This window comes from Streptomyces sp. NPDC054932, from assembly GCF_053610205.1.
Map to the genome: position 1 here is coordinate 26470 of NZ_JBSGXU010000020.1, position 25626 is coordinate 52095.

The following is a 25626-nucleotide window of genomic DNA, read 5'->3' on the forward strand; positions in this document are numbered from 1 at the left end:
ATTCACCGATTTGACGGAGATATGCCCGCTTTCGCTTGCTTTTCCGGGCTCTTTACATGCGAAGCGGGCGTTAATCCCAGGTGAAGACACCCCCTGTCGCCGAATTCACAGGGCGTGGTAGTGGGTTTCCCTGTACGATGAAGGCACACCAGATCGAACCAACTCTGCCTGACGCAGAGCTGGCGCGACCGCAAAGCGGCCGTGGCACCCTCCCGCAGTGGGCGCCCAGGTATCACTCGGTTCTGCGCAAGAGGACAGCTCTCGGGGCTCCCACATGTACGGGTGCGGCCGCTCACAAGGCGATGCACCGTCCGCAGACGGGGAAGCTCTACCAGGCAGCGGAAAGGCAAGGCCGTGACATCCGCGGTCACGACCGACACGTCCGCCCGCCCCGGCTACGGGCAGCTCCTTCGCACTCCCGGCGCCCTCGGCTTCGTACTCCCCGGCTTCGCAGCGCGACTCCCCTTCGGCATGCTGACGATCAGCATCCTGCTGCTGGTCCAGCACACCACCGGTTCCTACGGCAGCGCCGGCATCGTCGCTGCCGTCACCGGCATCTCCATGGCACTGTCCGCCCCGCTGATGGGCATCGTCACCGACCGCTTCGGCCAGACCGCCGTCCTGCTGCCCGTGGTCCTCGCGCACTCCGCCGCCGTCACCGGCCTGGCCGCGCTGGCCCTGCTGGACGCGCCCCTCTGGGCACTGGCGATCGCCGCCGTACCCACCGGTGCCTCGGTGCCGCAGGTCGGACCGATGGTCCGGGCGCGCTGGGCCGCCAAGCTGGAGGGCTCCCCGCTGCTGCCGACGGCCGCCGCCTTCGAGTCCGTCACCGACGAGTTCACCTTCGTCGTCGGCCCGGTCCTCGCGACCGCGCTGTGCACCGGCGTCCACCCGGCGGCCGGTCTGGTCACCGAGGCCACGCTGACCCTGCTGGGCGGCCTGCTCTTCGCGGCCCAGCGGGCCAGCCAGCCGAAGCTGCACGTCCCGTCCGCCGCCGGTGAGCAGCGCGCCTTCGCGCTGTCCTTCCCGGGCCTGCGCGTCCTGATCTTCGCCTTCCTCGGGATCGGCGCCGTCTTCGGCGGCATGCAGGTCTCGCTCGCCGCCTTCTCCAACGAGATCGGCAACCCCGGGGCCAACGGCCTGCTCTACGGAGTCTTCGCCGCCGGCAACATGATCGCCGGCATCGCCATGGGCGCCATCGCCTGGAAGATCGGCCCGCGTCGCCGCCTGATCCTCGGCTACATCGGCCTCACCGCCGCCGCGTCCGTCCTGTGGGCCGCGAACTCGATGATCGTGCTGGGTGCGCTCGGCCTGGTCGTCGGCCTGTGCATCGCCCCGGCGCTGATCACCGGCTACACCATGGTCGAGCAGCTGGTCCCCGCCAACGCGCGGACCGAGGCCTTCACGTGGCTGACCGGCTCGATCGCCTTCGGTCAGGCCCTCGCCGTCATCCTGGCCGGCCGCCTGACGGACGCACACGGTTCCTCGTTCGGCTTCCTGGTGCCCATGGGTGCCACCGCGCTCGCACTGGCCACGCTGCTGGCGCTGCGCGCGAAGCTGGCCCCGAAGGCACCGAGCCGGATCGTGAACGCGTCCGCGCAGGGGGCCGCGCCCGCGGCGCCGGCCACCGCCACCGCCTCCGCCACCGCACCGGCGGCCGCCCCGGCGACCGGCTCCCCGGTGTCCCGTAACCGGGTGAACGAGCGTGGGATGGGTCACCGCGTGCCGGTGACGGTGGACTGATCCGCCGGAATACGTCACCATGGAGCGTCGTTAGCACTCATTGAGTCAGAGTGCCAGGAGGAAATTCGTGCCGACCTACCAGTACCAGTGCACCGAGTGCGGTGAGGGCCTTGAGGCCGTGCAGAAGTTCACCGATGACGCACTGACCGTGTGCCCGAGCTGCGACGGACGCCTGAAGAAGGTGTTCTCCGCGGTCGGCATCGTCTTCAAGGGCTCCGGTTTCTACCGGAACGACAGCCGTGGCGCGTCGTCGAGCAGCACCCCTGCCTCGAAGCCGTCATCGAGCTCTTCGTCGTCCTCGACGTCGACCGCTGCCGCCGCTCCTGCCGCCTCGTCCTCCTCGACGTCGTCGAGCTCGTCGAGCAGCAGCTCCACGTCGGCCGCCTGATCGCTTCTCCCCGAGGCCCCGCACGCCCCGACCGGGCAGCGGGGCCTTCGGCATGCCCCGTTAGGGTGGGCCGCATGGTGAACGCAGAGATCGGTGTCATCGGCGGTTCGGGCTTCTACTCCTTCCTGGAGGACGTCTCCGAGATCCAGGTGGAGACCCCGTACGGGCCCCCGAGCGACTCCCTGTACTTGGGTGAGCTGGGCGGCCGCCAGGTGGCCTTCCTGCCCCGGCACGGACGCAGTCACACCGTCCCGCCGCACAAGATCAACTACCGGGCCAACCTGTGGGCCCTGCGCTCGGTCGGTGTCCGCCAGGTGCTGGGCCCGTGCGCGGTCGGCGGCCTGCGGGCCGAGTACGGGCCGGGCACGCTGCTCGTTCCCGACCAGCTGGTCGACCGTACGAAGTCCCGCGCCCAGACCTTCTTCGACGGCGAGCCGCTGCCGGACGGGTCCGTTCCGAACGTCGTGCACACCACCTTCGCCGACCCGTACTGCCCGGTGGGCCGGTCCGTGGCGCTGGCGGCGGCCCGGGGCCGGGACTGGGAGCCCGTGGACGGCGGCACCATGGTCGTCATCGAGGGGCCGCGGTTCTCGACGCGCGCCGAGTCGCAGTGGCATGCGGCGGCGGGCTGGTCGGTGGTCGGCATGACCGGTCACCCGGAGGCGGTCCTCGCCCGCGAGCTGGGGCTCTGCTACACCTCGATGGCCCTGGTCACGGACCTGGACGCGGGCGCCGAGACGGGCGAGGGCGTCTCCCACACCGAGGTCCTGAAGGTGTTCGGCGAGAACGTCGGCCGACTGCGCGAGGTCCTCTTCGACGCGGTGGCGGCCCTGCCGGCCACGGAGGCCCGGGACTGCCTGTGCACGCACGCGCACGACGGCTGGGACCTGGGCATCGAGCTCCCGTAACCCTGCTGAACCGGGACACGGCCGAGGAGTACGAGATACCCCTCGACCGGTTCCCCGTCGAGCCCGCCCTGGCGGGAGCGGGCGCTCGACCGGTCGGCGGCCGGCGGCTGTCACATCCGGCCCGGCTGTCCGGTCCTCCCTGGTGAAGGCGGAAACAAGACCGCCCCTGCCCGGGAGATGACTGTCATGCCGCGTATCTCGCTCACCCCGCCCCGCACCCTCCTCATGCGCATCGGCTCCTGGTACTCGCGCCGCACGTACGGCAAGGTCCTCGACCCCGGCCAGGCCTACGGGCACCACTCGCGCGTGCTGTTCTCGTACGTCCGCCTGGAACAGCAGGCGGCGAAGTGGAAGGCGCTCGACGCCGGTCTCAAGCACCTGGCCGTGATGGCGGCGGCGGCCCGGATCAACTGCTCGTGGTGCATGGACTTCGGCTACTGGGAGGGCCACGAGCTGGGGGTGGCGACGGAGAAGATCGAGCGGGTGCCCCGGTGGCGGGAGGCCCCCGAGGTGTTCACCGAGCTGGAACTGCTGGTCATGGAGTACGCCGAGGCCATGACGGAGACCGAGCCGACGGTTACGGACGAGCTCGCGCGGGACCTGATCGCACGGCTCGGCGAGGAGGCCTTCGTCGAGCTCACGGCGATGGTCGCGCTGGAGAACTGGCGTTCGCGCGTCAACAGCGCCTTCGGCCTGACCAGTCAGGGCTTCGCGGAGGCATGCCGGCTCCCGGCCGGGCGCTGACCCCGACAATGACGGCGTGGACACGGACCTCTCCCCCGCCGACCGCAAGGTCATCGTCGCCCTCGACTTCGACGACCGCCGGGCCGCCGAGGAGCTCGTCGAGCGCCTCGGCGACGCGTGCGGCTTCTACAAGATCGGCCTGGAACTGCTGACCGCCGCGGGTCCGGGGCTCGCACGGGACCTCGTCGGGCGGGGGCACGAGGTCTTCCTCGACCTGAAGCTCTTCGAGATACCGAACTCCGTCGCCGGCGCCGTCCGGGCCGCAGGCTCCCTGGGCGCGTCCATGGTGACCGTGCACGCCATGGGCGGTACGGGAATCATGGCCGCGGCGGTGGAGGCGGCACGGGAGTTCCCGCGGCTGCGGGTACTCGCGCTGACGGTGGTCACCAACATGACCGGGAGCGACCTGGCGGACATCGGCATCGCCGCGGACACCGAGGAGCAGGTGCTGCGGCTGGCGCGGCTGGCGGTCGGCGCGGGATGCGACGGGGTCGTCGCCTCGCCGCGGGAGGCCCGGGTGCTGCGCGAACTGCTGGGGCCGGAGCGGTTGATCGTCACGCCGGGCGTGACCCTGGAACCGGACGGCGCGACGGGCGGGCACGCCCGGCCGGGAACGCCCCGGGCGGCCTTCGCCGCCGGGGCCTCGCACGTCGTGGTGGGCCGGTCGATCGCCCGGGCCGCGGACCCGGTGGCCGCGCTGCGGCGGGTACGGGCGGGCGGCTGACACCTGCGGGTGACGGGGTTGTCCACAGGCTGGGGATCGTCCACAGGCCCCGGCGGGATTCACCGGGAGACCGGATCGTGGGAGGTGTCCGGGCGACGGGTCCGGGCACGGCAACTCGTTCGGTCTGGTGGTGTTCGTCATGTCCCGTTGTTCCACGGCTTCTTCGGCTTCCTCTGCTCCCTCGGCTTCCTCGGCTTTCTCGGCTTCCTCGGCTTCCTCGGCTTCCTCTGTTTCTGCGACCTCGTCCGCGTGTCCCCCCGCGCGCCCGGTCCCGCCGTTCCCGCCGCTGCGCGTGGGGCGGGGCGGGGACCGGCTGCGCCGGGCGGTGCGGCGCCGTCGGCGGGCCGCCTCGGCCGCGCTGGCCGTCGTGGCGGCGGCCCTGGCGGTGGGCGGCGCCGAGGCGCAGGCCTCGCGGGGCGCCGCGCCGCCCGCGGCCGGGGTTTCCCGGAATGCGGCGCCACCTGCGGCGGCGCCAATGGTGTCGGCCCCCGTGCGCATCGCGGACGCGGCGACGGTGCGGCTGCTGCGGCCCGGGGACCGGGTGGACGTGGTCGCGGCGGAGCGCACCGGGCCGCCCCGGGTGGTGGCCGCGGGGGCACGGGTGGCGGAAGTCCCCGATCCCGACAGGGGTGTTGCGGACGGCGGGGCGCTGGTGGTGCTGTCCGTGCCGCGGGACACCGCGCGGGAGCTCGTGGGTGCGGGCGCCATGACGCGGCTGGCGGTGACGTTGTGCTGATTCGCACGCCCGGTCAGTCAATTCACCTCGAGGTGGGGGCCGATTGGACACGCCGTGCCCGGACTGCCGTAGCTTTCGGAACCGTTGGCTCCGTGTTCGGCACATGTGAAGAAGGGCTCAGTGGTGAGCGAGAAGAAGAAGGACAGCGTGCTGGCAGGCTTCAAGGCCTTCCTGATGCGCGGCAATGTGGTCGACCTGGCGGTGGCCGTGGTCATCGGCGCCGCGTTCACGAACATCGTGAACTCGGTGGTCAAGGGGATCATCAGCCCGGTGGTGGGCGCGGTCGGCACGCAGAGCCTGGACGGCTACAAGTCCTGCCTCAAGGCCCCTTGCGGCATCGGCCCGAACGGCCAGCCGACGGGTGTGGAGATCCTCTGGGGCTCGGTGCTGAACGCGACGCTGACCTTCGTGATCACCGCCGCGGTCGTCTACTTCCTCATGGTGCTGCCGATGGCGAAGTACCTCGCCAAGCAGGAGGCCCGCCGCAAGGCCAGGGAAGGTGTGCAGGAGATCGTCGAGATCACCGAGCTGGAGGTCCTCAAGGAGATCCGGGACACCCTGGTCGCGCAGCGGTCCGGCAACGGCCCCGCGGGATCGCGCGACAGGTTCTGACCGCTCCGGCCGCCCGGGCCGGTCAGATGTGGTGCGGGGGCTTCTCGTCGAGGAAGCGGGCCAGGTCGGCCGCGCTGCCGCCGGCGGGCGGCCGCTCGCCCCAGCCGCGGTCTGTGTCGTCCGAGGACTGCTGGTCCAGCGGGTCGTCGAAGACCAGCCTGGGCTTCGGCCGGGGCCGGTCGGCCCCCTGGGCGGGACGCGGGGGCTGCGGGTCGGGGGTGCTGCTCATGCCTCCAGGGTACGGCCGCCCCCAAGATGATCTTCTGCTGGCTGAAGGGGCTGCGGCCACCCTGAGGTCCTTCATCAGGAACCGGGCGAGCAGCGCCGTGATCACCAGCAGCGGCACCCGGAGAAGGGCGCCGTTCTGCAGCCAGATGTCGGTGTTCTCCTTGGCGTCGTGCTGCGGACCGCCCGCCGGGGCGCCGAGGACGGCCGCGGTGACCACCACGGGGGCGACCAGCTGGACGACGCTCACACCGAGGTTGCCGAGCCCGCCGTTGAGACCGCTCGCGCTGCCCTTCTCCCTCTTGGGGAAGAAGAAGCCGATGGTGGCCATCGAGGAGGCGAAGTTCGCGCGGCCGATGCCGCAGACGGCCGCGATCAGCACCAGCTCCCAGTACGGGGCGGCGTTGTCCTGGAGCGCGAAGCCGAGCCACAGCATCGGCGACGGTGACCGACCACACCTGCCAGACCACGAAACCGAGCATCAGCGCCGGGATCGAGACCCAGAGGTTGCGCTGGGCGACCGTGCGGCCGGTGGACTGCCAGAAGTCCTCGTCCTCGGGCCGCCCGTCCCCGATGGTGGCCCCGGGCCTGTAGGTCTCGGCGCGGTGCGAGCGCACCGTCCGGGGAGTGGGGGTGGGTGTGGACATGGTCATCGGTCCTTCGGGTCGAGGAGCCACAGTCCGATCACGACGAGGAAGGACAGGACCAGGAATCCCGCCCCCCACCAGGCCGTGCCGGTGTTGCCCTCCATCCATTCGTTGACGGTGACCGTCAGCGCCCAGAGCTGTCCGACGACGACGGTGAGGGCCAGGGTCAGACGGGCGTTCAGCTTCGAGGACCGCTCCGGCTCCTGCTCGCTGCCGGCCCCCGGGCCGGGGCCCGTGTGCCGGATCCGGGGGTCTCCGTAGCCACTGGTGGGGCGGATCTGCGGATACCGGTCCCGCACCGGCCGGTTCAGCCGGGGCTGGGCACTGCCCGGGTGGTACTCCGGGCGCGGAGGGGGCTGTGCTTCGCTCATGTCCGCCCCGTCCGGCTCGCGGCGGGGCCGTTCGCACCGGGACAGCCCAGCTGCACGGTCGCCAGGGGGTTGGAATCGCCGAACTGCCGGCAGAGCGCTTCCCGGGCCGGCTCTCCCGACCGGGCGGTGGCGATGGCCCAGACGCTGCCGTCGGGCCGCTCGGTCAGGAAGATCCTGGGGAGCGGGCGGGGCGGCGGGCCCGCGGTGACCTCGCCGGTGCGGACCTCGAAGACCCCTTCGTGGCAGGGGCAGTACAGCTCCCCCTCGTCGCCCCGGTCCTCCCGCCACAGCACGGCGCAGGCCAGATGCGTGCAGACGGCGGAGTAGCCGACGAGGGAACCGTCGGTCAGCCGCACGGCGAGGGCCCGGTCCTCGTCGCCGGGGAACCGGAAGGCCACCGACTGGCCGGGCGCCAGCCGGTCGGTGACCTTCTTGGCCTCGGGCAGCGTCTCGCTGTCGCCGTGCCGGTGCAGGATGCCGGCGGCGACGCCGACACCGCCGATGGCCAGGCCGCCGGAGACGGTGGCGACGATCCGCAGGTAGTCGCGGCGCGTGGTGAGGGAGTCGGCGCTGATCCGGTCGCGCAACTGCTCGGCGGCCGCGTCGCCGTCGGCCTCCGGGCCGGGCGCGGGGGGCGGGTGTTCGGTGAGGCTCATCGGACGTCGACCCCATTCACCTCGACGACGGGCAGGCCGCCGGGGACCGGCCACTGGACCTTGTCGGCGGGGACGACCATCGCCACCCCGGTGCTGACCATCACGTCACCGAAGACGAAGGAGTCGGCCACCTGGACGCCGGGGCGCTCGGCCTGGAGCTCTTCGAGGGTGCCGTAGAAGAGGGCGCCGGTGGGGCAGACGGTGGCGCACATGGGGGCGAGGCCGTAGGCGGTGCGGTCGTAGCAGAGGTTGCACTTCATCTGGAGCTTCGCCTGTAGGTCGATCTTGGGCACGCCGAAGGGGCAGGCGTTGACGCAGTTGGCGCAGCCGATGCAGCGGGTGGTGTCGGCCTGCTGGACCACGCCGTCGGGGGTCACCAGGATCGCGTCGGCGGGACAGACCTCGGCGCAGGGGGCGACCGGGTCCTCGCAGTGCATGCAGACGGTCGGGAGGGAGGCGACGGACATGCCGGGTTCGGTGTAGTCCAGGTGGATCATCGACTTGCCGCGGTGGGAGTCGCATTCGCGGCAGGCGGAGACGCAGGCCTGGCAGCCGATGCAGCGGCCCGGGTCGATGAAGATCGTGCGGCCCATCATGGCGGGTCAGCTCCTCTCCGCCGTGCCACGGCCCTGCGAGGACGTGGGGGGCAGGGGGTCGGCGCGGGACACCTGGGTCTGCGGATAGGCCTCGTGGCCCGGGGCCGTGGGCGGCGCGGGGACCTCGTCGACCCGCTCGGCGGGCTCGAGCCGGGCGGCGCACACCTTGTACTCGGGGATCTTCGAACGGGGGTCGAGGGCGTCGATGGTCAGGGCGTTCGCGGCCGTCGGCACGGGCCAGTGGTAGGGGATGAAGACGGTGTCGGGGCGGATGGCCTCGGTGACCAGGGCAGGGAAGACCTCGCTGCCGCGGCGGGTGACCACCCGTACCGGGTCGCCGTTGCGGTAGCCGTGCGAGGGGTGGAGCTCCACCCAGGGGCGCGGTGTCTGCTCGACGAGGGCGCCCAGACGGCGGGTCTGGTTGCCGGAGAGGAAGTGCGCGACGGTGCGGCCGGTGGTGAGGGAGAGGGGGTACTCCTCGGTGTACGGGTCCATGGGCTCGTGCCACTCGACCACCTGCATGTGGACCTTGCCGTCGGGGTGGTAGGTCCGGCCGCCCTCGAACAGCCGGGGAGTGCCCGGGTGCTCGGTGGAGGGACAGGGCCACACAATGCCTCCGGTCTCCTCAAGTCGTTCGTAGGTGATGCCGTAGTAGTCGTTGACCGTGCCGGCGGAGGCGACGCGCAGTTCGTCGAACACCTCGCGGGAGCTCGTGAAGGCGAACTTGTCGCCGGCTCCGAGGCGCCTGGCGAGCTCGCACATCACCCAGGTGTCGGTGCGCACCCCGGCGGGGGGCTCCTGCGCCTTGTTGTGCTTGACGACGCGGGCCTCGGTGTTGGCCATGACGCCCTCGTCCTCCGCCCACACGGTGACCGGGAAGACCACGTGCGCGTTGGCCGCGGTCTCGGAGAGGAAGAAGTCGAATTGGGCGTGGAATTCGAGGGCGTCGTAGCCCTCCTTGACCGTCGTGTAGTGGGGGAGCGAGACGAAGGGGTTGTTGCAGATGCCGATCAGACCGCGGATCTCCTGCCGCTGCATCTGCCAGACCATTTCCATCATGGAGGTGCCGGCGGGCGGGAGTTCGGACTCCTCGATGCCCCAGATCTCGCAGATCTGGCGGCGGTGCTCCTCGTTCGTGATGGACCGGCCGCCGGGGAGGAGGTCGGCCTTCTGCCCGTGCTCGCGGCCGCCCTGGCCGTTGCCCTGGCCGGTGATGGTGCCGTAGCCGGCCCCCGGCCTGCCGAGGTTTCCGGTGGCCACGCACATGTTGATGATGGACAGGCAGTTCTCGACTCCCTGCGAGTGGTGTTCCACCCCGCGCGCGTGGAGGGCCATGGCCTTGCCGGCGCCGCCGAACACCCTGGCCACCTCGACGATCTGCTCGGCGGGGACGCCGCAGATCCCGGCGGACCGGGCGGGCGGGTAGCCCTGGACGGTCTTCCTGACCTCGTCCCAGCCGGTGGTGTGGGCGGCCAGGTAGGCCTCGTCGATCAGGCTCTCGGCGACGAGCACATGGAGCACGGCGTTGAAGAAGGCCGAGTCGGTGCCGGGCTTGAGGGCGACGTGGATGTCGGCGGTGCGCGCGATGGCCGTCTCCCGCGGGTCGACGACGATCAGCGAGGCGCCCCGGTCGCGGGCTCCCCAGATGTACTGGGTCATCACCGGGAAGCACTCGCCGACGTTCGACCCGGCGATGAGCAGGCAGTCGGTGAGGAGGATGTCGGAGAAGGGGTTGGCCGCACGGTCGATGCCGAAGGAGAGCTTGTTGGCGCCGGCGGCACTGACCATGCACAGGCGGCCGTTGTAGTCGACGTGCCGCGTCCCCAGCGCGACCCGGCCGAACTTGCCGACGAGGTAGGTCTTCTCCGAGTACAGGCTGGCGCCGCCGAGCAGTCCGAAGGCGTCCTTGCCGTGGGCCTCCTGGATGCGGCGGATCTCGGAGACGGTGAAGTCCAGCGCCTCCTCCCAGGATGCCTCGCGCAACTCCTCGTCCCGGGAGCGGCGCAGCAGCGGCGCGGTCAGCCGGTCGGGGTGGTTGACCTGCTGGTAGGCGTTGATGCCCTTGGGGCACAGCCGCATCCGGTTGATGTCGTGGTTGCGGGGCTCCACGCCGAAGACCTTGCCGCCCCGGTCCACGCGCAGGTACATCCCGCACTGCACGCCGCAGAAGCAGCAGTGGGTGGGGACGAGGGTCTCGCCGTTCTGGTCGGCGTGCCACTGGTCGGCGGGGATGCCGCCCGCGTCGCGGAAGTTGCGGGTGCCGGGCGGGGCGATCGAGGGGTCGAGGGGCAGCGGGTCGGTCCCGGCCGGTTCCGTCGCGGTCACTTGAAACCCTTCTTGACACGGGTCAGGTAGGCGTTGCCGCGCAGCACCCGCTTGCAGCGCGGGCAGTATTCGACGAAGGCGTTGAAGCCGAGGTTCAGGTCCTGCATCGTGCCGCGCAGGTTCTCCACGTACGGGGTGGTGTCGATGGGTTCCCCGCAGCGCCTGCAGGCGAAGACCTGTTCGTCCTGGCGGGCCGTGTACTTGAACAGCTGCATGCCGACGGCGGCCGGGCGCTGGACGATGTGGAAGAACTTCCCGAACGGGATGTAGATGAGGGTGAACACCACCGACACCATGTGCAGGATGGCCAGGAACTCGTAGCCTCCGCCGTGCAGGAAGATCGACGAGAAGGTCAGCAGCAGCCCGGTCACGGAGATCACGATCAGGCAGATCAGCGGCAGCAGGTCGTAGGCGAAGCGCTGGCCGGTGATCGCGCCGCGGTCCTTCATCCTGCGCCACAGGAAGTACGAGGCTCCGGGGATGACCAGCACCGCGGCGATGTCCAGGCCGTGGAACATCAGCCAGCCCCAGACGTTCAGCGAGTCGAAGCCGAGGACCTTGATCCCCCAGATCCGCATCTCGTAGCCGGGGCCCGAGCCGCTGTCGGAGGTGAAGGTGAACCAGCCCCAGGTCAGCGGGAAGGTGATGAGGGCGGCCAGGACACAGCCCCAGAAGATGAGCTGGTGGGCGGCCCAGCGGCCGCGCGAGCGGGCGCCGAGGAACTTCTGGAAGCCGAGGTAGGTGGCGATCATCCTGGGCAGGGCGGTGGGCGCCCTGCGGAAGTTGTCGGCCGAGAAGAGGCTGCCGAAGCCCTTCCTGAAGAGGCGGCGCGCGCCGGGCGCGGAGACCCAGACCGTGTACCGGTAGGCCACGCCGAAGGCCAGGAAGACGGTGGCGACGGCGTACGGCAGCAGCGCCGAGTCGAAGTCGCGCAGCATCCGGCTGCCCAGCACGATGGCGGCGACGAGCAGGAGCGAGACGACCGTGCCCGCCAGGGCGGCCCGGGCGGTGACCGACCGTCGGGTGCCCGGCCCGTGCGGGAATGGGGCCGACCGGGTCTCCGCCCCGGCGGCTCCTGCGGACCCGGGAGGCGGCGGAGGGGCGGCGAGGGCTTCTGATGGCTCGGACACAGCCCCACGCTAGGCGACCTGTACCGATTCAGCCCGTTATGCCGTATGTGCAGTTGGACCGAACGGGGTCATACGCCGTCAAGCCGTGCGCCTCGAAAATCGCGTTGGCCAGCCCGCCCGGCCCGCCGTCGGACCGCCGCGCCGGGCCGGCGTTCCCACGCATCCGCCCGGGGCACACGGGCTGTACCGGCAGCGCGTCCGGCCCTCCGGAAGTCCCGCCTCTGCTCTCCTGGCCGGTATGGCCTACTCCACCATGACCGCTCGCAGCCCCGACGAGGCCCACCGCGCCGCCACCCCGCTGGAGCTGTTCTTCGACCTCTGCTTCGTCGTCGCCATCGCGCAGGCCGGCGCCCGGCTGGTCCACTCGCTCGCGGAGGGCCATCCCGGCGCCGGGGTGGTCGGCTACTTCTTCGTCTTCTTCGGCGTGTGGTGGGCCTGGATGAATTTCACCTGGTTCGCCTCGGCCTACGACGTGGACGACGTCCCGTACCGGATCGCGACGCTCGTGCAGATCGCCGGTGTGCTCGTGTACGCGGCCGGGGTGAGCCGGGCCTTCGACGACAACGACTGGGCGGTCGCCGTCACCGGCTACATCATCATGCGCGTCGCCCTGACGGCGCAGTGGCTGCGGGCCGCCGCCGGGGAGCGGGGCGCGGCCCGGACGGCAGCGCTGACGTACGCGTGCGGACTGGTGCTCTGTCAGCTGGGCTGGCTCGGCCTGCTGTTCGTCCCGGACGACTGGAAGCGCTGGCTGTTCCTCGTCCTGCTCGTCGCGGAGCTGGGGGTTCCGGTGATCGCCGAGCGCGGCCACCGGACGCCCTGGCACGCGCACCACATCGTGGAGCGGTACGGCCTGTTCACCATCATCGTGCTCGGCGAGACGATTGCCGCGGCCACGGTGGCCGTCAAGTCCGCGATCGACGAGCACGAGGCACTGGGCCAGCTGCTGCCCATCGCCGCGGGCGGGCTGCTGATCGTCTTCGCCGCGTGGTGGATCTACTTCGCCGTGCCGATGCACGAGCACCTGACCTCCAACCGCGAGGCCATCCCGTGGGGCTACGGACACCTGCTGATCTTCGCCTCGGGCGCGGCGATCGGCGCCGGCATCGAGGTCGCGGTCGAGCACGCCGTCGGCAAGGCGCACATCTCCCAGGTCGCCGCGAACGCCGCGGTGACCGTCCCGACCGCGCTGTTCCTGATGATGGTGTGGCTGCTGCACTCCCGGCAGTTCAAGCGCGGCGCCGCCCAGCAGCTGGTCCTGCCGGTGTCCGCCGTCGTGACGCTCGCCTGTACCTGGTCGGGCATCCACGCCGTCCTGTGGGCGGGCCTCGTCGGGGTGCTGACGGTGGCGGTCGGACTGACCCTGGCCACGCGGGCCGGAACTCCCGCCACCGCCTGAGTCCGGGCGGGCCGCACGCACCCGCTCCCGCACCCGCACCCGGCGAACCGTCACTCCCGCGCCCCCGCCGCCGTTCTCCAGCGCAGAACGACGCGCACCGCGCACCGACTGGAGGCCCTGCCATGACACTTCCGGCACCACGCCACGGCACCGACCCCGGCAGGGAGCTGGCCGAGCCAGGCTTCTGGCAGCAGCCCCCCGCCCACCGCCTCGCCGCTTTCGCCCGGCTGCGCGCGGCCGACGGCCCGGTCCTCGTCCCGGAAGGGTCCGGTCCCGGCCACTGGGCCCTCGTCCGCCACGCCCAGGTGCAGGAGGCCAGCCGCCTGCCCAAGGTCTTCGCCAGCGCCCCCGGCGTGACCACGCCCGAGCCGGCCCGCTGGGTCAGGGCCCTCTTCGGGGACTCGATGGTCAATCTGGACGGCCCCGACCACGCCCAGCTGCGCAAGATCGTGCAGCGTGCCTTCACACCCCGTCTGCTGGCGGCCGCCGAGGCCGACATCCACGCCGTGGCCACCCGCATCGTGGACGACGTACTGGCCGAACAGCCGGACGAGTTCGTCTCGGCCGTGGCCTCCCGGCTGCCCCTGGAGGTCATCTGCAACATGATGGGCATTCCGGAGCACTACCGCGCCGAGATCGCCGACCGCGTCAACCACGCCTCGGAGAACATCGGCGTGGAGCGGGGCCTGGCCTCCCGGCTGCGGATGCCCGGGCGCGGGCTGCGCGCGCTCGCCCGGATGCAGCGGATGGTGGCGGGCATCGGGCGGGAGCGGCGCAAGAACCCCACCGACGACCTGATCTCGGCGCTGGTCTGCGCGAACGTCGACGGCCAGGCGCTCGGGGCGCGCCAGCTGGGCGCCTTCTTCTCCCTGCTGATGGTCGCCGGGGTGGAGACCACCCGTAACGCGATCACCCACGGGCTGACCCTGCTGACCGATCACCCGGACCAGCGGGACCTGCTGCTCTCGGACTTCGAGAAGTACGCGGACGGCGCCGTGGACGAGATGATCCGCCACTCGACGCCGATCATCCAGTTCCGCCGGACCGTGGCGGCCGAGCACACCATGGACGGCCACGTGTTCCGGCCGGGCGACAAGGTGGTCCTCTACTACGCCTCCGCCAACCGCGACGAGGCGGTCTTCCCCGACCCCGACGACTTCGTCATCACCCGCTCGCCCAATCCGCACCTGGGGTTCGGCGGCGGCGGCCCGCACTTCTGCCTGGGCGCGCACCTGGCCAGGGTGGAGATGAAGGCCCTCTTCCGCGAGCTGCTGACCCGTCCGGTCGGGCTGCGGGCGGTGGGGCTGCCGGACCTGGCGGGGTCGAACTTCGACAACCGGGTCCGCTCGCTCAGGTTCGCCTTCGAACGTCCCGGCCCCTGACGGCGGGGCCGGCCGGGAAACCGGCCACCGGGCAGGCTGGGAGCCCGGCGGCCGGAGCATGGGGCGGCGGCACCCGGCCCGTGGCTACCGCTGCACGCGCCGCACGGCGAGGACGCAGTGGGCGCTGCTGGTGAGCACCGACTCGTCACCCGCGAAGGCCTGCAGGGTCTCCGGCGCGACCGGCCGGCCCGGGACCGCCTCCGGCCAGGCGCGGGTGGCGAAGAGGAAGTACGCCTGCCCGCTCTCGTCCGCCGCGGCGACCCACTCGTCGGGGGCGGTGCAGCGCGCGTTCATCCCGGGCAGGGTGAGCGCGATCTGATTGCCCTCCAGCAGGATCTGCACCGGGAAGGTGGCCGCCTTGAGGGTGCCGTCCATGACCACGTCGCCGATGGGCAGGCCGATCTCCTCCAGCAGCCCGCGGGCGGCCGCCTCGCCGGCCTCCCGGCCCTTCGGGCCGTCACCGAGGGTGTAGGCGAGGAGGTACGGGATGTCGTGCGCCTCTTCGGGGTCTCCGATCCAGGCGAGCACCGAAAGAGTGCCGAGCTGGGACCGGTCGATTTCGGCTTGAGTAGAAGTCATGCGCGCACCCTAGTGGTCTCTCCGGCGAGCCTTTCACGGCCCTTCACCCGGGCGGGCTAGACGGCCCAGAATCCCTCTCCGGAATTCGTCTGCATGTTCGCGTCCTGGTACTGGAGCCGCACAATGCGCGCGCTTTCCGGGATTTCGAACACCACCCACCCCTCGGCCCGCTCACCGACCTCCAGTGAATCGAAGACGATCGGTTTGCCGGTCGTCAGCTCGCCGGTCTTCACCACCGGGTGACGCTGTCCCGCGCTGTCGTGCGCCCACATGCGTCCGAGCGCCCCGTACGAGGCTCCGCCCACGTTGACGAAGGACATCGAGGCGGCGACCCAGCGCTTCCCGGCGGGCGGGACGAAGTTCTTCTCCACGCTGATCGCGGGGTCCACGAACGCCCCGAGCTCGACCTGGAGGTGTCGGCCGACCTGCCGGGCGTGCACCCGTACGGGGTCACCCACATGGGCATCCTTCACACCGGGCCGTACGGGGGCCTCCGCGGCGCCCGGCGCCCCGTCGTCCACCGGGACCGCGGGCGCGGCGGCGGGGGCGAGCGCGTCTCCCTCGGGGGCGCTCTGGCAGGCGGTGGCACCGAGGAGCAGGAGCGGGAGCAGGGCGAGGACGGGGAGGGCGGGCTGGCGCATGCAAGATCCCTTCGGGGACGAATTACGGCCAGTTTCACGCCCCCGGGCAGGGAATTGCACTCAACGACACGAGCGCACGGATCACGTGCGTACGCCCAGCTGCCAGCACAATGCGTTCCGGCGGAATCCCGCCACCCGCACCACCTGGAGGAAGAATGCGCATCCCCGCCCGCCGAATGGCCCTGACGGCCTTCTCCGCACTGGCTGCCACCACGCTATTCACCGCTCCGGCCGGCGCCACCGTTTTCGACCAAGGGATTTCCGTGCATCACGACGCCCACGTCGCCAAGGACGGCGCCGTCACCCTTTCCGGGTCGTACCACTGCGAGCAGGCGTCACCCGAGGGGGCGATGCAGATCAAGGCGACCCTCGTGCAGGACGACGGGCGGCAGCTGAGCATCGGCGCGGAGCAGATCGTCTGCGACGGCCAGGAGCGCCGGTGGGTGGCCAACGCGCCGGGCGCCTTCGTGAACGTTCACCCGGGCCACGCGGTGGTCACCGCGGAGCTGCAGGAGATCCGGCTCTCGGGCCTGATGCCGAAGTCGGTCACCACCGTCGCCCGGGACAGCCGCGACGTCGAGGTCCGCGAGCACTGAGCGGTGCGGGTCCGGGGGGCGTCCTGCCGGCCGGGCCGGTAGCCGCCGCTACCGGCAGTCGGGGGAGACGTCCGTCATCGACATGAAGGCCACCGACTGGCACGCGGGGTCCGCGTGCGGTCGCCCCGTCGCCCAGTCCACGACGGCCGGCACCCCGGCCACGAGCAGGAGCACGGCCAGGACGCCCGTCACGGCGGCCCTGGTCAGCCCGCGCACAACACGATCCGTTCCATGGCTCGCATCATCACCCCACCCCCGGCGCCCCACAACCCGGGGTGACCGTCCGGTCACCCCGCGCTCCGGGGGCTGCCCCCGACGTCGAACTCGCACCAGACCGCCTTGCCGTCGCCCCGCGACTCCACGCCCCAGTGCGTGGCCAGTGCGTCCACCAGCAGCAGCCCGCGCCCCGTGGTGGCCGCCTCGCCCGGGCTGCGCCGGCGCGGCCACACGCTGGAGCGGTCCTTGACCCACAGCCGGATCCGCCGGACCGGCTCCGGCAGCACCTCCATCGTCAGCACCGCCCCGCCGTCGGTGTGCAGCAGGGCGTTGACCAGCAGCTCGCCGGCCGCGACCTCCACGTCGTCGGCGAGCTCCGGCATGCCCCAGTCGCGCAGGGCCTGACGCAGGGCGTAGCGGGCCTCGGAGAGGCCTTCCGGGTCGGCCTGGTGGACGTACTGGTGGATGCGCGGCGCCCGGTGGGTGCCGGGGTCGGGGGCCCGGCGCAGCACCAGCAGGGCCACGTCGTCCCCGGAGCCCCAGCGTTCCCAGAGCCGGTCGGAGAGGTGGTCGGCGAGCGCTCCCGCGCCCTGGGGGCCGCTGCGCACCGCCTGGGCGAGGGCGTCCATCCCGGCGGTGATGGTGGTGCCCGGCTCCTCCACCAGGCCGTCCGTGCACAGCACCAACGTCTCGCCGGGGACCAGGTCGAGCCGGGTCTCGGGGAACTCCTCGTGTTCGAAGTACGAGGCCAGCCCGAGCGGGAGGCCGCCGCGCACGTTGGGCCAGCCCGTACGCCCGTCCGTGTGGAGGATCAGCGGGCCGAGATGGCCCGCGCGGACCGCACGTACGCCGCCCGTCTCCAGGTCCACCTGCGCGTACATGCAGGTGGCGAAGCGCTCGGTGTCCAGCTCGGCGAGGAAGCGGGAGGCCCGGGCCAGCACGGTGGACGGCGGATGCCCCTCCCCCGCGTACGCCCGCAGCGCGATCCGCAGCTGGCCCATGATGGCCGCCGCGTGCGTGTCGTGGCCCTGGACGTCGCCCACCACGACGCCGACGCGGTCCCGGGGCAGCGCGATCACGTCGTACCAGTCCCCGCCGACCTCCCGCCCGCTCCAGGCGGCGTGGTAGCGGACGGCGATCTCCCCGCCGCTGATCTCGGGGATCCGGCGCGGCAGCATGGCGGCCTGCAGGCCGGTCGCGAACTCCCGCTCCTGGTCGAAGAGGAGCGCCCGCTGGAGGGACTGGGCCACGATGCCGGCCAGGCCGAGGCAGAGGTTGCGCTCCTCCGGGCTGAACTCGGTGCGCCGCCGGTAGAAGAGGACCAGCCCGCCGATGGCCTTGGCCTGGGCGATCAGCGGCAGATAGGCGGCCGCGTCGTAGCGGATGCGGTTCAAGTAGTCCGCGAGCAGCGGGAATTCGTCGCCGAGCTCGCTGAGCGAGGTGACGAAACGTGCCTGCCGGGTGAGCACCGCCTGCGACAGCGGCAGCGAACCGTCGAGCCGGGTGAACCGGCGCTCGCTGAGGATCTCCAGCGACTCCCCGCTCAACGCGATGATCTTGATGGTGCCGCCCTCGACCAGTCCCAGGGCCAGCCCGTCCGCGCCGAGCCGCTCCAGCGCGCCCGCCCCGGTGAGCGCGGCCGTGACGTCGTCGACCGTCACCGCCCGCGACAGGGCCTCCGTCGTCCGCTGCACGATCGTCGTCTGCTGGGCGCGCGCCGCCTCCAGCTTGCGCAGCAGCGTCGCATGGGCCAGCTCCGCCGTCGCGTCCCGGACGATCCCGACGATCCGCTCCGGCTGCCCCCCGGCATCCCGGAGCACCCGGCCGGAGGTGTGCGTCCACTGGTCGCGGCCGTCGCGGCGCCGCACCGTGAAGTACGCGCCGTAGGTGTCCCCGCCGCTCTCCAGGACCCGGTCGATGATCTCGGTCAGCCGGTCCCCGTCCTCGGACGGGATGCGCAGCGCGACCCCGGGCGCGGTGCCGTCGAACTCCTGCGGCCCGAGGTCGAAGACGTCCATCGCGGCCTCGTCCAGGGCCACCGTCCCGGCGCCCAGGTCCCACTCGAAGCTGCCCATGCCGTTCAGCGCGAGCCGCTCTCCCGGCACGGTCACGGGGGACTGCCGGACCGGCTCGGGTCCGTCGCGTTCCGCCGCTGCCACGTTCCCCACCACCTAACGGCCGGGCCAGCACGGCTGGGAGATCAGCCGCTCCCACTCCTCGTCAGGATGCCCCGGAAGGGTGCGCCCGGCCTCCCGCCAGCGCTTGACCACGGAGAGGTAGATCGTGGGCTGGTCGGCGGGGGAGGCCGACGCGTACGGGCCCGCGTAAGGAGCGCGGTCGTACCCGGCGGCCCTGGCCCTGGCGGGCTGTTCCCCGCGGCTGGCGGGAATGCGTACCCAGCCGCGGCCCTGTGCTCGCTCCGCGCTCATCACGGACCCCTCTCACCGCGGTCTCACCGCAGATACGTCTTCGGATACCCCGGGGGTACTCCCCCGGGATCCCCTCCCGGCGGTAGCCGGGGAAGACGTCCGGGGGAAGCAGCCCGTTCGAGCCGGGCGACACCGTGGGAGCCCGGCCGCGGGCCCCGGGCGCCGAGGCGGCTCCGGACCCCTCTCACCAGTCTCCCCGCCGTGAAGCCCGCGCCGTGCACGAATCGCATGGAAGGGCCGAATGAGGGAGCCGTCAGCAGCCCCGCGAAGAACAGTCCGGGCCACGAGGACTCGAACCCGGCGCTCAGCTCCGGCGCCCCGCTCCCCCCGACGGTCTCCAGGGCGGCCCGCAGTCCCGCGTCCAGCAGCTCCAGCCGGGCCAGCTCCGGGACGAAGCCGGTGGCCGCGATGACGTGCGAGGTGTCCACCACCACGGACTCCCCCGCCCGGTTGGTCAGTCCGAGCCGGGTCCGCCCGCCCACCGCCACCGCCCGGTGCAACCGGTGCCCGAGCAGGACGGGGACGCGCCGCTCGAAGCGGTCCCGCAGCCACCAGGCGCCGGCCGGGCCAAGCGCGGTCGCCGCGATCCGCTCCCGGGTGGGTGCGGGCAGCCGGCGCACGGCCCAGGGCAGCTCCGACCACACCCAGCTGCGCCAGCCGGTGCCGAGGCCGCTGTGGGGATCGCGCAGGGCACGCAGCGGGGGCCGGTCCAGGGGCTGCGGGACGGTGTTCCAGTTCAGCCGGGAGCGCCGCGCGACCAGACAGGGCCGGGCGCCCTGCTCGGCCAGCAGGGCGGCGGTCTCCAGCGCCGCCTGCCCGGCGCCGAGCACGGCGACCTCGCGGCCCTCGAAGCGGCTCAGGTCCCGGTGCCCGCTGCTGTGCGAGTAGTGGTCGGGCGGGAGTTCCCGCAGCGCCCCCGGGTGGTGGACGAAGGGCATCACCCCGACCGCGAGGGCCACCGTACGGGCGAGGAGCGGCGGTCCCTCGGCGGTGCGGACGCGGAAGCCGTCGCCCTGCGGGGTCACCTCCAGGACGGTCACCTCCTCCACCTCCGGCGCGGCCTGCCGGGCGAACCACATCCCGTACGCGCTGAACGTGCCGATCGGCAGCGGAGTGCCGTGTTCCGCGGCCGTTCCGCGGGTGGCGCAGTAGTCGGCGAGCGTGTGCCGCCCGTCCGGCGCGGACAGGTTGGACGACCAGGGCTCCGACTTCAGGTACATGCCGTCGGGCATGTGGTCGCGCCACGAGGCCATGGGCCGCCCCAGCAGCCGTACGTCGAGCCCCGCGGCCGCCGCATGGGCGGCGATCGAGAGCCCGTACGGGCCCGCGCCGATCACCACGAGATCGTCGATCCGCGTCAAGGCCGCTCCTCCTGCTCGATGGTCACCGGCCCGGCCCGGTCCGCCGCACCGGGCTCCTTCAACGGGTCACCAGCTCGTCCGGCTCGGCCGGGGCCTCCGGCGGGACGGGGCGGGACGCCGGTCCCTCGGAGCCGGTCTCCGACTGGTTCCGGCCGCGCTGGCGGGGCGCGCGGGCGACCGCGCGCGCCGTACGGCGGCCCTGCTCCGGGACCCCGCGCAGCGCCCGCACCCCCTTCCCGGCACCCCGCCCCAGCAGGGCGCCGAGCATCGCCAGGAACGGCAGCAGGTCATCGGCCGCGAACCAGGCCGTCTCGACCCGCCCCCGCTCGGCCGCGCGCTTCGGCGCCGCCTCCCGGTCCGCGCCGGGCCGGGCCGGGCCCGACGGCGGTCCGGGCGACCCCGCCGGATCCGCGGGACCCGCCGCCCGGCGGCGCGGCAGCGCACCGCCCCGCACCGCCGCCAGCAGCGCGTAGTTCTCGGCGACGAACACCCGGCCCGGGCCGCCCGAGGGCCGCGGCACCTGCTGGCCCGTCAGGTCCAGGTACATCGCCTGTACGACGTCCAGCCCGGCCGCGTCGGCGAACAGCCGGAACTGCGCGCCCGGCCGCGGATTGAAGTCCACCAGCCGGAAGCAGCCCCGCTCGTCGCGGCGGAAGTCCAGGTCCAGGATCCCCTGGTAGCCGAGCCGTTCGGCGAGCCGCAGCCCCGCCTCCTCCACCGCCGGATCCGGCAGCCAGCGCCCCACGGCCGTCAGCCCCGTCCGCACCGGCCAGGACAGCTCCTTGCGGCCCGAGCCCGCGAGCAGCGGACGCCCGCCCCGCGCGAAGGCACCGTGGAAGAACCAGTCGGTGTCCGGCCCGGCCGGCAGGAATCGCTGGAGCAGCAGCCGGCTCCCGGCCTCGGTGGAGCGCTCGTAGAGCCGGCGCGCCTCGGGGGTGGTGTGCACGAGCATCGTGCTGCGCAGCCCGTCCGCCCCGGCGGGCAACAGCCACGGCCGGCTCCACTTGGCGACCACCGGAAGGCCCAGCCGCCAGGCCGCCTCGGCCGCCTCGGCGCCGCTCGCCGGGATCACGGTCTCCGGGTGCGGCACGTCCCACCGCGCGCAGAGCCGCGACAGTTCGGCCTTGTCGGCCACCCGGGCGGGCAGGTTGTCGGGCTGATGGGGAATCCGGAAGCGCTCGCGGAGCATCGGCGCGACCCTGGACACGGCGATCGCGCTCAGGTCGTCCATGGCGATGAGCACGGCCGGGCGGCCGATCCGCTCCGACACCCCGATCAGGCACTCCAGCAGCGCCTCGGGCGCCTCGGGGTCCAGCCCGCCCACCGGTCCCGGATGCACGGCGCGCAGGTACCGCGAACGCCCCACAGGACCTCCCCCGGCCTCGACGACGGCATGGACCTCCACGCCCTTGCGGCCAAGGGATCTGACGGCGCCGAGGGTTCCGTGGTGGAACGGATTGCGATCGAGTCTGAGCACAACGGCGGGCACATGGTTGGGGTACGCGTGCATGGCAACGGTGTCTTTCACCTAGTCGGACCAAGCGGGGGTGGTGTGCACCTGCTAATGGCCTACGCGGCAGGCACCGGACAGGCCATTCGTCAGATCTGATGCCTAACGTCTTTGGTAAGCACACCGATTCAGGAAAGCTCGGGAGACGCCATGCCCACACCACGCCGCCGACTGGCGAGCACCTGCATCGGTACGGTCACGGCCGGACTGCTGGCCACCGGGGCCGCGCTCGCGACGCCCGAGGATGACCGGCCGGAGGCCTCCGACATCGCCATGGGCGCCTATCTCGACTACGGGCCGCCCGGGGTGGCCCGGATCCCGTACCTGTCGAGCTGGCTGGGCGGCAAGGAGATCCGGGTCGGCCACACCTATCTGCCCGGCGACAGGTGGGCGGGCATCGAGGGCCGGGTCTCGTTCCTGGAGGACTGGGCCGAGTGGCGCCAGGACGAGGACGACCGATTGTTCGTCCTCAACGTGCCCATGCAGGAACGCAACGAGGGCCGGGTGCCCGACTACCAGGTGGCCCAGCTGATCCGGGCGGGCGCACAGGGCCAGTACGACCGGCACTTCCAGCGGCTCGCCGAGCGGCTCGTGGAGCTGGGCGTCCCGGACACGGTGATCGTGCTCGGCTGGGAGATGAACGGCGTCACCTACACCCACCGCTGCGCGCCGGACCCGGAGAACTGGAAGGTGTACTGGAGGCGCATCGTCAGGACGATGCGGGCCGTGCCCGGGCAGAAGTTCAAGTTCGACTTCGCCCCGAACAGGGGGGCGGACGCGATCGGCTGGACGAAGTGCTACCCCGGCGACGACGTGGTCGACGTCATCGGAATGGATTCGTACGACCAGGGTCCCGGTCAGAGCTTCGACGACCAGATCACCCAGCCGTACGGACTCCAGCAGCACGTCGACTTCGCGAAGGCACACGGCAAGCCGATCTCCTACCCGGAGTGGGGGCTGTTCCGGCGCGGGGACAATCCGGAGTACGTACGGCGCATGCTGAAGTGGATCGGGCAGCACAAGCCGCTCTACCACACCATCACCGACTACTGCCCGCACGGCGTCTGGCAGTGCAAGCAGAACCCGGAGTCCGCGAAGGTCTTCCGCGACGCGCTGACGCCCGAGCGGCCCGGCCCGGTGATCCCGACGCCGGTGGTGCCCACGCCCGTGATCCCGACCCCGTTGGTCCCGACGCCCGTCGTGCCCACGCCGGTCGTGCCGATTCCCCAGGTGCCGACCCCGCAGGTGCCGACGCCGGACGTCCCGAAGCCGACGCCCGTCACCCCGACGCCGGACGTCCCGAAGCCCACGCCCGTCACCCCGACGCCCGAGGTCCCCAAGCCCACGCCCGTCACCCCGACGCCCGAGGTCCCGAAGCCCACGCCCGTCACCCCGACGCCCGAGGTCCCCAGGCCCACGCCCGTCACCCCGAGCCCCGTCGCGCCCACCCCGCTCGTCCCGACGCCGCAGGTCCCGACACCCGAGGTCACCAAGCCGACGCCCGTCACCCCGAGCCCGGTCGTGCCGAAGCCCGATCCCACTCCGCCGAAGCCCCTGCCGCAGCCGACGCCGCCGCCGTTGGTCAACAGCCAGCACTGGTGCGTGCCGCTCAACTTCGGCGAGTGGCTGTCCAAGCTGGTCGGCAAGCAGTCGGTCTGCATCAAGCTGGACTTCGGCAAGGAATCCAGCTTCTGGCCCTTCTAGACGGGTCATCGCACCCGCAGTTCGTTGAGCCGCGCCCGCCAGTCCCTGGCGGCCGGCAGCGCCTCCCGCAGTACGTCCACCGCCCGCTCGCGCCCCGTCACCTGCGACTCGTGCACACGCAGCAGGGGCGCGAGCGCGGTCGTCGCCAGCAGGAAGCGCTGGTTGACGACCGTCTCGGGCCGCCAGTGGTTCTTGTACGGCTCGTTGCCGCGCAGGAAGCTCACCACCGGCCGGCCCTCGGCGAGAGCCCGCCCGGCCTCGTAGCGCAGCAGCAGCGCGGCCACGTCCACCTTCCGGTCGCGCAGGTCCGGGTCGGCCCCGTACAGATAGCCGCCGCTGAGCCCGGAGGACAGCAGCGTGACGTTGGCCGCCACCACCTTGCCGTCCAGCCGGAACTCCGTCAGCCGGCTCTCCCCGGCCCGCACCATCCGCCGGGTGGCCCGGGTGAGGTGCTCGGCGAAACGGGGCCGCAGGTGCTCGGGGGTCACCCCGCGGCCGCGCCACTGCTTCTCGTGCAGCCTCAGCAGGGTCCTCACCGCGCGCGGCACTTCCTGCTCGGTGACCTCGTGCTCCTCGATCCCGGCCGCGTCGGTCTTGCGCAGTTTGGCCCGCACCCGCTGGGCGCCGGAGGCCGGCATCCGCTTGACCAGCTCGTCGAACGGCAGCGTGGGCAGCTCCATGCACGTGGAGTCGGCGAGCCGGCTGGAGACCCCCGGCCACTGCCGGTACAGCTCCTCGGCTGCGGCCCCGGGACGTACCTCCCGCAGGTCCACGACGGCACCGCGGGCGGCCCGGTGCAGCCCGCGGGCCAGGGCCGGCAGGACCTGACCGGCGTGTTCCGCGGCCACGAGCACGTCGAAGTAGTCGGTGATGGGGCCGCCGAGCGGCACGAGCAGCGGCATCGGCCGGTGCACGAGCATCAGCGGGGCCGCGCCGACCAGTTCCCCGCCGCGCCGGACGAGGACGATCCGTAGCCGGCCGTCCTTGCCGTACGACAGCCACCAGGAGTGCAGCCAGGCGTGGCTCTGGAAGGGGGTGGCGGTGGGGCAGCCGCGGAAGAGCGCGTTCCACGACTCCTCCAGCGCGGCGAACTGCCGGGGGTCGCGGCACAGCGTCACCGACAGGGCCCCGGCGGAGCCCGAACTCATCGCACGGACTCCTTCTCCTTGGCCGAGGTCGGCTCACCCTGCGCGGGCAGGGAGGCGTACTCCTCGACCGGGGACTCGGCGGCGCTCTCCACCGGGGCCGGGGCAGTGGACCCGGCCGGGGAGGCGGCCGTGCTCTCCTCGGAACGCCGGGCGCGGCCCGGCCGGGCGAGCAGCCACAGGCCGCCCAGCAGTCCGCCGGCACACGCGCCGACGGCACCGCTGATGGCGGCGGACGGGGAGGCGGGGTCGGACGGGGCGACCGCCTGGTTGAAGAGGAGCAGCTGGACACCGGTGTTCTTGGCGGCCTGATTGCTGCTCAGGGACAGTGCGTCGGCGACCGCGTTCGCGATGTCGGCGGCCTCGGCGGGGCTCTTCGAGGTGCCCGTGATGGCGATCATCGGGGACTCGGGCGAGGTCTCGGCCCGTACCTGGGTACGCAGCTTCGCGGCGCTGATGCCCGCGCGCGGCTGGGCGTACGCGAGGGTGGAGCTGCTGGTCGCGATGCGGGCGTATGCCTGCGCGAAGCCGAGGGCGGTGGCCGGCTCGGTGGTGTCGTCCGGTACGGCGACGACATAGCTGGTGGCGGCGTACTCGGGCGCCTTGAGCACTCCGTACGCCCCGCCCGCGGCCAACCCCAGCAGGGCGCAGGCGGGCAGCGGCCACCACAGGGGCGGCGAGAGCCTGCGGCGGCGCGGCCTCCGCTCGGAGCGGTGGTCCGGCTTCCGCTCCGCCTTGCGCTCGGCCCTGCTCTCGGGCCTGCTCTCGGGCCTGCTCTCGGCCTTCTTCTCGGACTTCTTCTGGTCGGCGGTATCGGCCATGGACGTGCTCGCTTCCTGGGTGGAGGGGAGTTCCTTCG

Annotated in this window: 27 protein-coding genes; 12 read left to right on the forward strand and 15 right to left on the reverse strand. The window is 72.5% G+C overall.

What is annotated here, in order from left to right; all coding sequences use genetic code 11:
• The first annotated feature begins 354 nt into the window (after positions 1-354).
• The 7 genes from ACWGE1_RS08460 (at position 355) to mscL (ending at position 5855) form a co-directional block, all read left to right on the forward strand.
• Positions 355-1743, forward strand: a complete 1389-nt coding sequence (locus ACWGE1_RS08460) for an MFS transporter (protein WP_453419783.1) — start codon at positions 355-357, stop codon at positions 1741-1743.
• Between the two features lie 67 nt (positions 1744-1810).
• On the forward strand, positions 1811-2131 hold the full coding sequence (locus ACWGE1_RS08465) for an FmdB family zinc ribbon protein (protein WP_189735399.1): 321 nt from the start codon (positions 1811-1813) through the stop codon (positions 2129-2131).
• A 74-nt stretch (positions 2132-2205) separates the two neighbouring features.
• Positions 2206-3039, forward strand: coding sequence for an S-methyl-5'-thioadenosine phosphorylase (locus ACWGE1_RS08470; RefSeq protein ID WP_453419784.1), 834 nt, complete (start codon positions 2206-2208; stop codon positions 3037-3039).
• Positions 3040-3225: 186 nt separating this feature from the next.
• The gene (locus ACWGE1_RS08475) at positions 3226-3783 is read left to right on the forward strand and encodes a carboxymuconolactone decarboxylase family protein (RefSeq protein ID WP_453419785.1); all 558 of its coding nucleotides are present in this window, start codon (positions 3226-3228) and stop codon (positions 3781-3783) included.
• 16 nt (positions 3784-3799) lie between these two features.
• Positions 3800-4507 carry an orotidine-5'-phosphate decarboxylase gene (pyrF, locus tag ACWGE1_RS08480; RefSeq protein ID WP_453419786.1) on the forward strand — a complete coding sequence of 236 codons (708 nt, stop codon included), beginning with the start codon at positions 3800-3802 and terminating at the stop codon, positions 4505-4507.
• A 139-nt stretch (positions 4508-4646) separates the two neighbouring features.
• On the forward strand, positions 4647-5243 hold the full coding sequence (locus ACWGE1_RS08485) for a hypothetical protein (RefSeq protein WP_453419787.1): 597 nt from the start codon (positions 4647-4649) through the stop codon (positions 5241-5243).
• A gap of 123 nt (positions 5244-5366) precedes the next feature.
• On the forward strand, positions 5367-5855 hold the full coding sequence (gene mscL / locus ACWGE1_RS08490) for a large conductance mechanosensitive channel protein MscL (RefSeq protein ID WP_453419788.1): 489 nt from the start codon (positions 5367-5369) through the stop codon (positions 5853-5855).
• Between the two features lie 22 nt (positions 5856-5877).
• On the opposite strand, the gene ACWGE1_RS08495 is transcribed toward mscL, so the two are convergent.
• Positions 5878-6084, reverse strand: coding sequence for a hypothetical protein (locus ACWGE1_RS08495; RefSeq protein ID WP_453419829.1), 207 nt, complete (start codon positions 6082-6084; stop codon positions 5878-5880).
• Between the two features lie 440 nt (positions 6085-6524).
• Between ACWGE1_RS08495 and ACWGE1_RS08500 the strand changes: the two genes are divergently transcribed.
• Positions 6525-6674, forward strand: a complete 150-nt coding sequence (locus tag ACWGE1_RS08500; protein WP_453419789.1) for a hypothetical protein — start codon at positions 6525-6527, stop codon at positions 6672-6674.
• 55 nt (positions 6675-6729) lie between these two features.
• Here ACWGE1_RS08500 and ACWGE1_RS08505 read toward each other — a convergent pair whose 3' ends face one another.
• From ACWGE1_RS08505 to ACWGE1_RS08525, 5 genes are read right to left on the reverse strand one after another with little or no spacing between them, the layout of a single operon-like run.
• Positions 6730-7098, reverse strand: coding sequence for a hypothetical protein (locus tag ACWGE1_RS08505; protein ID WP_453419790.1), 369 nt, complete (start codon positions 7096-7098; stop codon positions 6730-6732).
• Positions 7095-7754, reverse strand: coding sequence for a QcrA and Rieske domain-containing protein (locus tag ACWGE1_RS08510; RefSeq protein ID WP_453419791.1), 660 nt, complete (start codon positions 7752-7754; stop codon positions 7095-7097). Before ACWGE1_RS08510 ends, ACWGE1_RS08505 begins: the two co-directional genes overlap by 4 nt.
• Complete coding sequence (locus ACWGE1_RS08515) at positions 7751-8350, reverse strand: 4Fe-4S dicluster domain-containing protein (protein WP_453419792.1); 600 nt, start codon at positions 8348-8350, stop codon at positions 7751-7753. The genes ACWGE1_RS08510 and ACWGE1_RS08515 overlap by 4 nt, the downstream gene beginning before the upstream one ends.
• Positions 8351-8356: 6 nt before the next feature.
• Positions 8357-10675: a molybdopterin oxidoreductase family protein gene (locus tag ACWGE1_RS08520; RefSeq protein ID WP_453419793.1), complete on the reverse strand. Its 2319-nt coding sequence runs from the start codon at positions 10673-10675 to the stop codon at positions 8357-8359.
• Positions 10672-11805, reverse strand: coding sequence for an MFS transporter (locus tag ACWGE1_RS08525; RefSeq protein WP_453419794.1), 1134 nt, complete (start codon positions 11803-11805; stop codon positions 10672-10674). The genes ACWGE1_RS08520 and ACWGE1_RS08525 overlap by 4 nt, the downstream gene beginning before the upstream one ends.
• A gap of 238 nt (positions 11806-12043) precedes the next feature.
• Between ACWGE1_RS08525 and ACWGE1_RS08530 the strand changes: the two genes are divergently transcribed.
• Positions 12044-13204 carry a low temperature requirement protein A gene (locus ACWGE1_RS08530; protein WP_453419795.1) on the forward strand — a complete coding sequence of 387 codons (1161 nt, stop codon included), beginning with the start codon at positions 12044-12046 and terminating at the stop codon, positions 13202-13204.
• Positions 13205-13326: 122 nt separating this feature from the next.
• Positions 13327-14586 carry a cytochrome P450 gene (locus tag ACWGE1_RS08535; RefSeq protein ID WP_453419796.1) on the forward strand — a complete coding sequence of 420 codons (1260 nt, stop codon included), beginning with the start codon at positions 13327-13329 and terminating at the stop codon, positions 14584-14586.
• 84 nt (positions 14587-14670) lie between these two features.
• Here ACWGE1_RS08535 and ACWGE1_RS08540 read toward each other — a convergent pair whose 3' ends face one another.
• Both ACWGE1_RS08540 and ACWGE1_RS08545 read right to left on the reverse strand, forming a co-directional pair.
• Positions 14671-15165 (reverse strand): DUF5949 family protein, encoded by a 495-nt coding sequence (locus tag ACWGE1_RS08540; RefSeq protein ID WP_030717179.1) that lies wholly within the window; start codon positions 15163-15165, stop codon positions 14671-14673.
• 56 nt (positions 15166-15221) lie between these two features.
• A complete protein-coding gene (locus ACWGE1_RS08545) occupies positions 15222-15806 on the reverse strand; it encodes a DUF4352 domain-containing protein (protein ID WP_453419797.1) in 585 nt (194 codons plus the stop codon).
• A 263-nt stretch (positions 15807-16069) separates the two neighbouring features.
• Here ACWGE1_RS08545 and ACWGE1_RS08550 point away from each other — a divergent pair, with 263 nt between their 5' ends.
• Complete coding sequence (locus ACWGE1_RS08550) at positions 16070-16402, forward strand: DUF6299 family protein (RefSeq protein WP_453419798.1); 333 nt, start codon at positions 16070-16072, stop codon at positions 16400-16402.
• Between the two features lie 48 nt (positions 16403-16450).
• On the opposite strand, the gene ACWGE1_RS08555 is transcribed toward ACWGE1_RS08550, so the two are convergent.
• The 5 genes from ACWGE1_RS08555 to ACWGE1_RS08575 form a co-directional block, all read right to left on the reverse strand.
• A complete protein-coding gene (locus ACWGE1_RS08555) occupies positions 16451-16618 on the reverse strand; it encodes a hypothetical protein (protein WP_453419799.1) in 168 nt (55 codons plus the stop codon).
• Positions 16619-16689: 71 nt separating this feature from the next.
• Positions 16690-18777 (reverse strand): SpoIIE family protein phosphatase, encoded by a 2088-nt coding sequence (locus ACWGE1_RS08560; protein WP_453419800.1) that lies wholly within the window; start codon positions 18775-18777, stop codon positions 16690-16692.
• A 12-nt stretch (positions 18778-18789) separates the two neighbouring features.
• Positions 18790-19047: a hypothetical protein gene (locus ACWGE1_RS08565; RefSeq protein ID WP_453419801.1), complete on the reverse strand. Its 258-nt coding sequence runs from the start codon at positions 19045-19047 to the stop codon at positions 18790-18792.
• A gap of 23 nt (positions 19048-19070) precedes the next feature.
• A complete protein-coding gene (locus ACWGE1_RS08570) occupies positions 19071-20399 on the reverse strand; it encodes an NAD(P)-binding domain-containing protein (protein WP_453419830.1) in 1329 nt (442 codons plus the stop codon).
• 67 nt (positions 20400-20466) lie between these two features.
• Positions 20467-21774, reverse strand: a complete 1308-nt coding sequence (locus tag ACWGE1_RS08575; protein WP_453419802.1) for a carboxylate--amine ligase — start codon at positions 21772-21774, stop codon at positions 20467-20469.
• Between the two features lie 294 nt (positions 21775-22068).
• On the opposite strand from ACWGE1_RS08575, the gene ACWGE1_RS08580 reads away from it, so the two are divergent.
• The gene (locus tag ACWGE1_RS08580; RefSeq protein ID WP_453419803.1) at positions 22069-23622 is read left to right on the forward strand and encodes a glycoside hydrolase family 26 protein; all 1554 of its coding nucleotides are present in this window, start codon (positions 22069-22071) and stop codon (positions 23620-23622) included.
• 5 nt (positions 23623-23627) lie between these two features.
• Here the strand turns inward: ACWGE1_RS08580 and ACWGE1_RS08585 are convergent, their stop codons facing one another.
• Positions 23628-24770 (reverse strand): GNAT family N-acetyltransferase, encoded by a 1143-nt coding sequence (locus tag ACWGE1_RS08585; protein ID WP_453419804.1) that lies wholly within the window; start codon positions 24768-24770, stop codon positions 23628-23630.
• Positions 24767-25588: a lipopolysaccharide biosynthesis protein gene (locus tag ACWGE1_RS08590; RefSeq protein ID WP_453419805.1), complete on the reverse strand. Its 822-nt coding sequence runs from the start codon at positions 25586-25588 to the stop codon at positions 24767-24769. Before ACWGE1_RS08590 ends, ACWGE1_RS08585 begins: the two co-directional genes overlap by 4 nt.
• Positions 25589-25626: the final 38 nt, after the last annotated feature.

Excerpts from the sequence above, each read along its gene's own strand:
- ACWGE1_RS08470 (WP_453419784.1), top strand. The coding sequence starts at position 2,206 with ATGGTGAACGCAGAGATCGGTGTCATCGGCGGTTCGGGCTTCTACTCC.
- ACWGE1_RS08475 (WP_453419785.1), top strand. The coding sequence starts at position 3,226 with ATGCCGCGTATCTCGCTCACCCCGCCCCGCACCCTCCTCATGCGCATC.
- ACWGE1_RS08485 (WP_453419787.1), top strand. The coding sequence starts at position 4,647 with ATGTCCCGTTGTTCCACGGCTTCTTCGGCTTCCTCTGCTCCCTCGGCT.
- ACWGE1_RS08495 (WP_453419829.1), bottom strand. The coding sequence starts at position 6,084 with ATGAGCAGCACCCCCGACCCGCAGCCCCCGCGTCCCGCCCAGGGGGCC.
- ACWGE1_RS08505 (WP_453419790.1), bottom strand. The coding sequence starts at position 7,098 with ATGAGCGAAGCACAGCCCCCTCCGCGCCCGGAGTACCACCCGGGCAGT.
- ACWGE1_RS08510 (WP_453419791.1), bottom strand. The coding sequence starts at position 7,754 with ATGAGCCTCACCGAACACCCGCCCCCCGCGCCCGGCCCGGAGGCCGAC.
- ACWGE1_RS08515 (WP_453419792.1), bottom strand. The coding sequence starts at position 8,350 with ATGATGGGCCGCACGATCTTCATCGACCCGGGCCGCTGCATCGGCTGC.
- ACWGE1_RS08530 (WP_453419795.1), top strand. The coding sequence starts at position 12,044 with ATGGCCTACTCCACCATGACCGCTCGCAGCCCCGACGAGGCCCACCGC.
- ACWGE1_RS08535 (WP_453419796.1), top strand. The coding sequence starts at position 13,327 with ATGACACTTCCGGCACCACGCCACGGCACCGACCCCGGCAGGGAGCTG.
- ACWGE1_RS08540 (WP_030717179.1), bottom strand. The coding sequence starts at position 15,165 with ATGACTTCTACTCAAGCCGAAATCGACCGGTCCCAGCTCGGCACTCTT.
- ACWGE1_RS08545 (WP_453419797.1), bottom strand. The coding sequence starts at position 15,806 with ATGCGCCAGCCCGCCCTCCCCGTCCTCGCCCTGCTCCCGCTCCTGCTC.
- ACWGE1_RS08565 (WP_453419801.1), bottom strand. The coding sequence starts at position 19,047 with ATGAGCGCGGAGCGAGCACAGGGCCGCGGCTGGGTACGCATTCCCGCC.
- ACWGE1_RS08580 (WP_453419803.1), top strand. The coding sequence starts at position 22,069 with ATGCCCACACCACGCCGCCGACTGGCGAGCACCTGCATCGGTACGGTC.
- ACWGE1_RS08585 (WP_453419804.1), bottom strand. The coding sequence starts at position 24,770 with ATGAGTTCGGGCTCCGCCGGGGCCCTGTCGGTGACGCTGTGCCGCGAC.
- ACWGE1_RS08590 (WP_453419805.1), bottom strand. The coding sequence starts at position 25,588 with ATGGCCGATACCGCCGACCAGAAGAAGTCCGAGAAGAAGGCCGAGAGC.